Below are 9,008 nucleotides of genomic sequence, written 5' to 3' on the forward strand. Positions count from 1 at the left end.
CCAAGACAGCCCTAGCCCCCATTATCATTCTGTGGGCCGGAGCGGGTATTCCCGGAATTATTGTCACAGCCATGACTGTATCGGTTATCGTGACAATCCTCGGAGTCTATGGGGGATTTAAAGAAGTAGATAATGTAGGATTATCTTGGGTTGGCGTCATTGTAGGAGAGTTCATGGTTTCCCAAGCCGGTATCGGATACCTTATCGTATACGGTGGCCAAGTATTTAAGCTTGATCTCGTAATGACCAGTGTCATTATCCTGGCCATCTTGGCTACGGTTATGTACCAAGGGGTTGCATACTTTGAAAAGAAAATGATGAAGTGGCGGTAAAAAGAAAATGCAGGCTTCCGTGGGAATTGGACCTGCATTTTTCTATCATCTTTCAAAAGCGTCTAGCATATCAGCATAGCCTTCCCTTACGCCCATGGTTGCATCCATATCCAATGGCTTGCTTAAGCCGTCAAGATAATTGTTTGCGGTGAATAATGGTCTAACAGCGTCTTCATTTTAGACTTTGCATTCACAAATTCCTTATATCTTAAGTCGGATAATCTGGAATTCCCATAGATCCTCCATCCCCTAACCTTGGTCAGCTTCAGTGACGGATGTCCGATAAAACCTATGACGTCCTTTAAAGGATAGCCTAAAAATACACCAATTTCATCGGGAATGTTACCTTCTTTCATCTTTTGAATGAGGCAATCTAAGTACAATTCCAGATTGTATCTTTCAGGATAACCTCTCTGCACAAGAAATTTTAAATTCCTGTGATCTTTCAGTACTGCATCCATAAGCATTGGATTATAAAACATCACCTTTACACTTTTCTTGTTATATTCAAAGATTTCATATGCAATCTTTTGACATTTGTTGAAAATCTCTTCAATTTTATGTAACTTTGCATGGGTATTGGCATCGCATAAAGGAAAGCTAAGCAATTCCGACGGCTTTACATGAAATAGCACGGGACCTAATATCTCCATAAGCCACTTTATGAATTCATCTGGACTATCCATGCAACAACTCGCATTTTTGCACATTGCTGTCATATGGCTACCTCCTCTGCCAATTGAAATTCTGTCTGGTACACAGTATATCTCAAATAATTGATAATAATTATCGCTATCATTAATGATATCATAACGGTTTTTTCTTGTAAATAAATTTCATTGATCCGACGGAAAGAAACTTTTTTCGACTATATGCTTATGATTCCGTTTCCTATTAAGATAAAAATTGTCCTGAATTAGCAAAGGATGAATAGCAGTTCGTGACATAACATCATATGATGTATTACAGGCCTATCATACGTACAACATATACCCCTTCAAAGAATGTAAAAAGGAGATGACCTTATGGTAATGGTGCCGAGAATTCCTCCCAGTTGCCCTAACGGATTTAATGAGAGATATGTGGTAAAGACAGGAGATGCAATGTACAAAATTGCCCGTTCGTATGGAATTGGCTTAAATATTTTGGTCAATGCCAATCCCCATATCCCTCATCCCAGTTTGATTGTTCCGGGCGACGTATTGTGTGTTCCTAAACGCAAATTTTCCTCCTTTTGCACCGTATTGGAACCTAGATTCCATGATCTTCCTTTCGCAATTGGTTCAGCCTTGGTAAGTAATAGTCCCAAGTTTGACAAAGCAGTCAGTATGATCGCTATCCTGCCCTCCTTTCAAGATTTAGGCAAGAATTACAAAGCATATCAAGCATATCTGATATATGCTACCAAAGAGGATAGCCGGGCAATCAGCAAATTACTTTATCCCGTACGCGATAACCCTTACACCTGGGCTACCACCATAGATCTTACTACTGATGATACAGCCGAAATGACTGCCGACGTAAAAATTATCATAAGCGCCACATTGTCCGATGCTCCTTCCCCACCTCCCGGAAATTTGGTCATCTTAGAAGGCATGCTGGAAAAAATAAAATAGAAATTAAAAAAGCTGAGAATTTTCTCTGAGATTCTCAGCTTTTCAATTAACCACGGCATGGAGTGACACTTATTTTCATATCACATATATTATATTAGAAATTCAAGACAAGGCTAAAAGCCTTCATCGAAAAATTACATACCACTGGCAAAGGAGGTGTTGAAAATGGCTGACAAGGCTTCAAAACCATCTGTTCTGGGTAACTTATTTGGATGCACTCCTGGTGAAGAATCCAGCTTATTGTTTTTCTTTTTACTGCTGGTAATTTTGTTCCAGGGCCCTTTGGGAGGATTATTTGGCACAGGAGATAGCTTATTGTTCTTCTTCCTCCTGTTAGTAATCTTGTTCTGCTATCCGCTGATTAGCAGTTGGTAAGGCGGTATTTGCTGACAACATTGGGAAATGGGAGATTTCCCATTTCCTTGTACATATTCTTGCACATTTTATTTGGATGGCTCTATTGCCATAATTTATGTTTTTTCTCCTCCATGAACATTCTTCTTATATGCTGGAATTCTATCCGATGGGGAGCTGACGAAGTTTTTATTTATAACCCATTCGATTGAACCACAGTCTTGTGTATTGCAATATCAAATTTATAAAAATTCCTATCAAAAAGAAAGGATAGGCATTTAAATTTCTCCCCTTAGGGGCTAATATAAAAAAAATACCTGCCAAATTGATTATAAAAGCAAGCAGCAAATGCCTTCTTGCGCTGCCCTTATCTTTCCTATGGATGTACCAAAACAGACAGATAACCAATCCTCCAAACAGAACGGATACATATACATTGATGAAATATGGCTGAAGCCATAGGGTTTCATAGGTATATTTTTTAAATAGCAAATATCGCATCACGCCCATTCTCTTATGAGACAAATATTCAAGCCCAATGATAGAAAAGAAAATAGTCCACTGCATCATTAAGATGAAAATATTTACCATCGCTTTTTTTGCATCTTTCTTCATTTTTCACAACCCCTATTCATTAGAAAAAAGACAATATACAGCATATTGTCTTTTTTCTGCATGATTTCCTATTTTTGTTTCGGTTCTCCTATTTCCACAGGGTTGGCTGGATCTGAACTCCACTCATACCATCCCCCATCATATAACGAAATATTTTTAAGCCCCATCACATCTGCATAAATTAAAACTTCTGCTGCTCTCCAACCCGTACCGCAATAAAAAGCCAGTCTCTGGTCAGGGGTAATGCCCCATTCTTGCCACATATTTATGATTTCTGAACCATTTCGCATGGTATTGTCTATATTTCTAAAATCCTCCAGATGATTTGGATCTGATCCTGCGTAACCCCAGACAGCACCTGCCGGACGTCCTTTGGCTTTTATGTAATCATACCCTGTGATTTTCCCTGTATATTCATCCCAGCTTCTTATATCTACAAGCTTGCTGCCGTTTGCATCTGCTAATATTTCCTTCGCTTGCGGCAAATCAATAATATAATCAGGATTGGCTGGTATAGTTGCTCCAAAAGAGTCTACAGAGGTTTTATCGTTGGCTTGGGTTTCCACATCATAACCTGCATTAACCCATGTGGCAAATCCACCGTTTAATACACGGACATCTTCCACACCCATATATTTTAATATAGCGGCTACCCGAAAGGCTGCCATAGAGTCGCTTCCATAGAGAACAACGGTGGTATCATAAGTAATTCCATTGAGCAAAGCAAATTTTTCCAAATTCTCTGGTGATTTTCGATTCCACAAGGGAGGTTCTTCTACTTCGTCGGTATTGATATGAACAGCTCCCGGTATATGCCCCTTTTTATAATCCTGAGATTCTTCGCCCCAGCTTACTTCAAAGATTCTATAAGGTTTTCCGTTATTTTGAGTTTGAATGAGGTCATTCACCCATACCGCCGGTACCAGCAGATGATAATTTTCATAACTTTCCATTGGCAATTCCTTACTGGCAGCCCATTCTTTCACGTCATACTTATATATATGCTTCATTCCTTTTGAAATCAGATAATCTGCCACTTCTACAGCATCTTTCCCGTTGGCGTCATAAAGGACGATATTTTTTTCAGGTGTAATTCCCTTTGTCTCTAAAATTTGTTGCAGCTTCTCTTCCCTATTCTCAATCTCAACCTTCAACCAGTTGGCAGAAAAATCTACTGCGCCTTTGATGCGGCCTCCTCGGGCAACTCCATCCAATGCCCATCCGTTAAAAGCATCATTCAGCCTTGTATCCACAATTACCCAATCCTTCTGTCCAATTTTGCTTTGCAAATCTTGGGTACTGATATCCTGAATCTCAGGTTGATCTTTCTTTCCCTTGACTGCCTCCTGGGTACTGCTTGTACATGCAGCAAACAACACTAGGCTGCTTAGTAAAAGTATGAAAAGCAAAGCTTTCTTCTTGATCATGTGCATAAAATATCTTCCCCCTATACGTTTTCTTTTACAACTTTAGATTATATGCCGGAAGATATCTTATGTAAAATCAAAAAAATCTATGATACTTATCCCAATCATAAATTGATGCTATGGATAATCTATTTTAAGCCTTTGCAAAATGGAACCCCCCTGATTTTTCAAGGGGGGTTTTGCAATAATTTCTCAGCGTCCTAAGCCAAAGCACCTTCTCCACCTAGGATAGCTCCCATATCTGCTTCCACATTGGATATAGGAGTAATATTGAAATGTTCCACCAGCACCTGGAGCACATTCGGTGAAATAAAGGCAGGCAAGGAGGGTCCAATATGTATGTTCTTGATATTTAATGAAAGCAATGTCAGCAAGATACATACTGCCTTTTGCTCATACCATGATAATATTAGAGAAAGGGGCAACTCATTCACGTCGCATTCAAAGGCTTTTGACAGTGCCAACGCTATTTGAATAGCAGAATAAGCATCATTGCATTGCCCTACATCCAGTAATCTTGGCAATTCTCCGATTGTACCAAAATCCTTTTTATTGAATCTGTATTTGCCGCATGCCAAAGTTAAGATAACCGTATCCTTCGGTGCCTTCTCCGCAAACTCGGTGTAATAATTTCTTCCCGGTTTTGCACCATCGCAACCGCCAATTAAGAAGAAATGTTTTATTGCACCGCTTTTCACTGCTTCGATCACTTTATCTGCCACACCTAGTACCGTATGATGTCCGAATCCCACCAAGATTTTCTTTTCTTCTTCATCTTCCTGCCAACCGCCAAGTTCCAAAGCCTTTTCAATTACCGGCGTAAAATCTTTCACCCCGTTTATTTCTTGCACGTGGGTTACCTCAGGAAATCCTACGATGCTGGAAGTAAATATTCTATCTTTATAGCTATCCCTTGGCTTTTGAAGACAGTTGGTTGTCATCAAAATAGCACCCGGAATACCGTCAAATTCTTTTTGCTGATCCTGCCATGCGCCCCCATAGTTCCCTACCAGATGAGGATATTTTTTTAGCTCGGGATATGCATGGGCAGGCAACATTTCTCCATGGGTATAGATATTGATTCCTTTTCCTTCTGTTTGCTCTAGCAACTGTTTTAAATCCTTTAAATCATGACCGGAAACTACAATGAAGGGTCCCTTTTTCTTCGTGAGCAGCACCTCCGTAGGTATAGGATGACCATAGGTTCCCGTATTAGCACTGTCAAGAAGTTCCATGCATTTGAAATTCACCCGGCCCAGCTCCATATTCAAAGCAATCAAATCATCCACCGTCAGGCTGTCATCAATGGTAGCAGCCAAGCCTTTATAAAAGAAATTGCTGACCGCATCATCCATTTTCCCTAAGACATAGGCATGATGTCCGTAAGCCCCCATTCCCTTCATACCATAGGTTAATAATTCCCTCAAGGATCTGATGTCTTCATTTAGATGCTCATCAGCCATAACACCTACTTTTTGTGCATCTTCCAACATTTTTTCCTTCGTTGCAGGAGGATTGTATGCTGCAGCTGCTGGAATTACATCTTCTGCCACTTCAGCCAGCTCTTTCAGATAAACTTTCACTTCTGCCGCCTTCCGAATATACGCTACAAACCGATCAGGATCAAAATTCACATTGGTAAGTGTAGAAAATATGGCATCCATTACAAACTGATGGGTACCCTGGTCAATCTTCTTCCCTTTTTCTAGGGCCTTTTGTCCGTAAAAGCCGATCCCCTTCAATACATATATGAGTAAATCTTGAAGCCCTGCTACCTCGGGGCTTTTGCCACATACGCCGAATTTTACACATCCCTTTCCGCCCAAAGTTTGTTCACACTGAAAACAAAACATTTGATGATCCATAAACAAATCATCCCCCTTTTTTATATATTCTTTGGTTAACTCATATAGATTTATACCAAATTTTTCTACTGTTAAACAAAATATGTTTTGAAAAACACACACACTTTTTAAAAAATATTTATAGCAGCTTTTATATCTTTTGTATATTCAGTAAATGAAATAAATTTTCATTTATCAAGCAAATAAAATTCAAGTTAAATTTTCAATGAAGAAACTGTAAAAATTTCTTTCCTTGCTTATCATCTCATCATATGTGGTAACCTTTTCCATGCATGGAAGTTTGCATATTTACCGTGGAACCGGCATGAATAGGAATAAATGCCATAAAAGAAAATTTCAAAGAAATCTTTTTCGTGACTTTTACCATCGAATCCGTTACAATATTTTTGTAATCTAAAATTATGGAGGACTAACTTTCATGGACCTTAAAATTATTTATTTATGCTTTTTTGGCTTTCTGGCACAATTTATCGATTCCATTGCCGGTGGCGGTGGACTTATTAGTATTCCCGCCCTTTTTGCCTTTGGCATTCCTCCTCACTTCGCTCTGGGTACCAACAAATTTGGTGCGATGTTCGGTACAGTTTCCAGCTCTATCGGCTTCATACAATCCAAAAACATCCACATCCCCCTGTTGAAGTACATGATTCCTTGCACCATCATAGGGGCAATATTGGGGGTAAATACAGTATTGATGATCGACCAAAAAATACTCAGCGGAATTATTTTGATACTTCTGGTAGTGGTTTGCTTATATACGGTTTTTAAAAAAGATTTGGGCAGCAAGGATCGCTTTTCAGGAATGAATACAAAGAATATCCTTATCGGCTGTACCATTGCTTTCGGGTTGGGTTTTTATGATGGTTTCTTTGGTCCCGGCACCGGTTCCTTTTTGATCTTTTCTTTTATTACCTTTTTAGGCTTTGACTTCCTGCTGAGCTGCGGCAATGGAAAAGTATTAAATGCCTTCAGCGGGATTGCATCCTTTATTGTGTTTGCGCTCCATGGAAAAGTCATCTATTCTGTGGGAATTCCGTTGGCCCTGTCCATGATCCTGGGAGCCATTGTGGGAACTAAGTTGGCTATTCGAAAGGGTGCTAAGCTCATTAAGCCTCTGTTTCTGATCGTATCCTTAGGCTTTATCATCAAACTGTCCCTCAATGTAATTCAATAAAATATTCTCAGAATCAATGAATCCCATCTTTCGATGGGATTCATTGATTCTGAGAAATCTCTGCCGTTTATTGAGGCACATAGGCTCCTTTGCTTTTCAAATAATTGAAAAGCCCCTCTCCATGTTCCTGTTCTTCTTTTTGGATATGATTTAATATCTGTCTTACATTTTTATCGGTGCATTCAAAAATGGTTGTATTGTAAGCAGAAGAAACATATTTTTCTGTCATCAGGGCATCCTTACATAGGGCCACATCGTTCTCATTGTAGGGAATACCTTGCGTAAAAGATTGCTGATTTTGCTGGCCTTGTTGCTGTCCCTGCTGCCCTCCCTGCTGTAATGCCATATTGGGCACCTGTCCTCCTAGGATTTGCTGAATAGTATTCAAGTGTTCCTGTTCCACACTGGCGTAATAGGTAAATAATTGTTTTAGCTGAGGATCTTGTGCTTCTTCGGCATACTTGGTGTATTTTTTGATGCACAGTTCTTCATGGCTTTTTTGATCCTCTAAAAGCATTCTCTCTTTTTGTGTTAAATTCATCATCTCGTTGCCACCTCCTGTGGTTATTCTTTCCATGAATACAAGAAGATATACATAATACAGATATAGGGTCATTCTAAAAAGGAAATTATGCTGGAAAAGCAAAGGTCCTCAAGGTTCTCTATGGTACACTTCATGGAAGAATAGAATATGATGGAAGTAGATTAGAAAAAAAAGGAGTGTGATTTTATTGCATTACGATAATTTTGAATATCCCTATAAGGATACTCGAGATTTCAATTATATGAGACAGCAGCCTAGACCACCTTTTGGACCACCCCTTGGCGTCTCCCCTTTTGGATTCGATCCAGGAGCACCGCGTCCACCCGTTGGCCCTCCCCCTTCATTTGTCCCCCAACAGCAGCCTTCGGTTCTTTTTGTAGATCCCGGTGCCATTCGCCCTTGCACCTTCCGATTCGTCTATATATGGCTGACAAACAGAAGATCTTTTTGGGCGTATTTGGTATTTGTAGGACCAAGATCCGTATCAGGTTACCGCTGGACCGGATTCAACTGGGTATTCTGGGGTACTGACCTTAGAAATATAGACAGCTTTGTATGTTATTAATTATTTCTTAATCTTAAAGGATCTTAAAGGTAAATAATTTGAACGATATCCAAAAATTTTTCTCGCTTCCCCGCACCATATGCTGTCGAGTAAAATCAAACTAACCCTAAAAACAACAAAAACCCTGAAATTAAATACTTCAGGGTTTTTCAATACTTCATTGGTGGAGCATAGGGGATTCGAACCCCTGACCCCCACACTGCCAGTGTGATGCGCTCCCAACTGCGCTAATGCCCCTAACTCACATAAATTATTTTACAATCTATCATGATAAATGTCAATAGCCCTTTTAGGATAAGTTTGTGTCAAGTAGAAGTTTGCAATTTTTTTTATTGCCTCATCCTGTATAGGATTATAAATGTTATATTATTATAATTTTTCTATATTATTATACCACTTTACAAGTTTGACTAAGCTACCTGATCTTTGTCAAGGAAGCTCTGCACAGCTTCTTTAACGGTTGAATAAATTTTGGCACTTTCGAAGCTGGATACGAAAGTATCAAATATTAATTCT

At 39.4% G+C, this 9,008-nt stretch carries 10 protein-coding genes and 1 tRNA gene; 4 read left to right on the top strand and 7 right to left on the bottom strand.

Features of this window, described 5'->3' with window-relative positions; genetic code table 11:
• Nucleotides 1-332: ABC transporter permease (locus AN619_RS16120; protein WP_330382022.1), on the top strand; the 332-nt coding region annotated here is incomplete at its 5' end.
• A gap of 122 nt (nucleotides 333-454) precedes the next feature.
• Here the strand turns inward: AN619_RS16120 and AN619_RS04350 are convergent.
• Nucleotides 455-1,051, bottom strand: a complete 597-nt coding sequence (locus AN619_RS04350; RefSeq protein WP_068555265.1) for a DUF3793 family protein — start codon at nucleotides 1,049-1,051, stop codon at nucleotides 455-457.
• A 306-nt stretch (nucleotides 1,052-1,357) separates the two neighbouring features.
• On the opposite strand from AN619_RS04350, the gene AN619_RS04355 reads away from it, so the two are divergent.
• Together AN619_RS04355 and AN619_RS15555 are read left to right on the top strand one after the other, a co-directional pair.
• The gene (locus AN619_RS04355) at nucleotides 1,358-1,948 is read left to right on the top strand and encodes a LysM peptidoglycan-binding domain-containing protein (RefSeq protein WP_068555266.1); all 591 of its coding nucleotides are present in this window, start codon (nucleotides 1,358-1,360) and stop codon (nucleotides 1,946-1,948) included.
• 165 nt (nucleotides 1,949-2,113) lie between these two features.
• Nucleotides 2,114-2,323 carry a hypothetical protein gene (locus tag AN619_RS15555; RefSeq protein WP_083524976.1) on the top strand — a complete coding sequence of 70 codons (210 nt, stop codon included), beginning with the start codon at nucleotides 2,114-2,116 and terminating at the stop codon, nucleotides 2,321-2,323.
• Between the two features lie 168 nt (nucleotides 2,324-2,491).
• Here the strand turns inward: AN619_RS15555 and AN619_RS04360 are convergent, their stop codons facing one another.
• The 3 genes from AN619_RS04360 to hcp all read right to left on the bottom strand — a co-directional run bounded on the left by AN619_RS04360 (nucleotide 2,492) and on the right by hcp (nucleotide 6,209).
• Nucleotides 2,492-2,917 carry a hypothetical protein gene (locus AN619_RS04360; RefSeq protein WP_068555267.1) on the bottom strand — a complete coding sequence of 142 codons (426 nt, stop codon included), beginning with the start codon at nucleotides 2,915-2,917 and terminating at the stop codon, nucleotides 2,492-2,494.
• A gap of 68 nt (nucleotides 2,918-2,985) precedes the next feature.
• Nucleotides 2,986-4,350: a rhodanese-like domain-containing protein gene (locus AN619_RS04365; protein ID WP_068555268.1), complete on the bottom strand. Its 1,365-nt coding sequence runs from the start codon at nucleotides 4,348-4,350 to the stop codon at nucleotides 2,986-2,988.
• 194 nt (nucleotides 4,351-4,544) lie between these two features.
• A complete protein-coding gene (gene hcp / locus AN619_RS04370; protein ID WP_068555269.1) occupies nucleotides 4,545-6,209 on the bottom strand; it encodes a hydroxylamine reductase in 1,665 nt (554 codons plus the stop codon).
• 418 nt (nucleotides 6,210-6,627) lie between these two features.
• Here hcp and AN619_RS04375 point away from each other — a divergent pair, with 418 nt between their 5' ends.
• Nucleotides 6,628-7,383, top strand: coding sequence for a TSUP family transporter (locus AN619_RS04375; protein WP_068555270.1), 756 nt, complete (start codon nucleotides 6,628-6,630; stop codon nucleotides 7,381-7,383).
• Nucleotides 7,384-7,450: 67 nt separating this feature from the next.
• On the opposite strand, the gene AN619_RS04380 is transcribed toward AN619_RS04375, so the two are convergent.
• From AN619_RS04380 to AN619_RS04385, 3 genes are all read right to left on the bottom strand, one after another.
• Nucleotides 7,451-7,927 carry a spore coat protein gene (locus AN619_RS04380; RefSeq protein WP_068555271.1) on the bottom strand — a complete coding sequence of 159 codons (477 nt, stop codon included), beginning with the start codon at nucleotides 7,925-7,927 and terminating at the stop codon, nucleotides 7,451-7,453.
• A 254-nt stretch (nucleotides 7,928-8,181) separates the two neighbouring features.
• A complete protein-coding gene (locus AN619_RS15865; RefSeq protein WP_157064905.1) occupies nucleotides 8,182-8,361 on the bottom strand; it encodes a hypothetical protein in 180 nt (59 codons plus the stop codon).
• A gap of 292 nt (nucleotides 8,362-8,653) precedes the next feature.
• Nucleotides 8,654-8,729 (bottom strand) — tRNA-Ala (locus tag AN619_RS04385).
• Nucleotides 8,730-9,008 lie beyond the last annotated feature (279 nt).

Source organism: Thermotalea metallivorans, assembly GCF_001562415.1.
GTDB lineage: Bacteria > Bacillota > Clostridia > Peptostreptococcales > Thermotaleaceae > Thermotalea > Thermotalea metallivorans.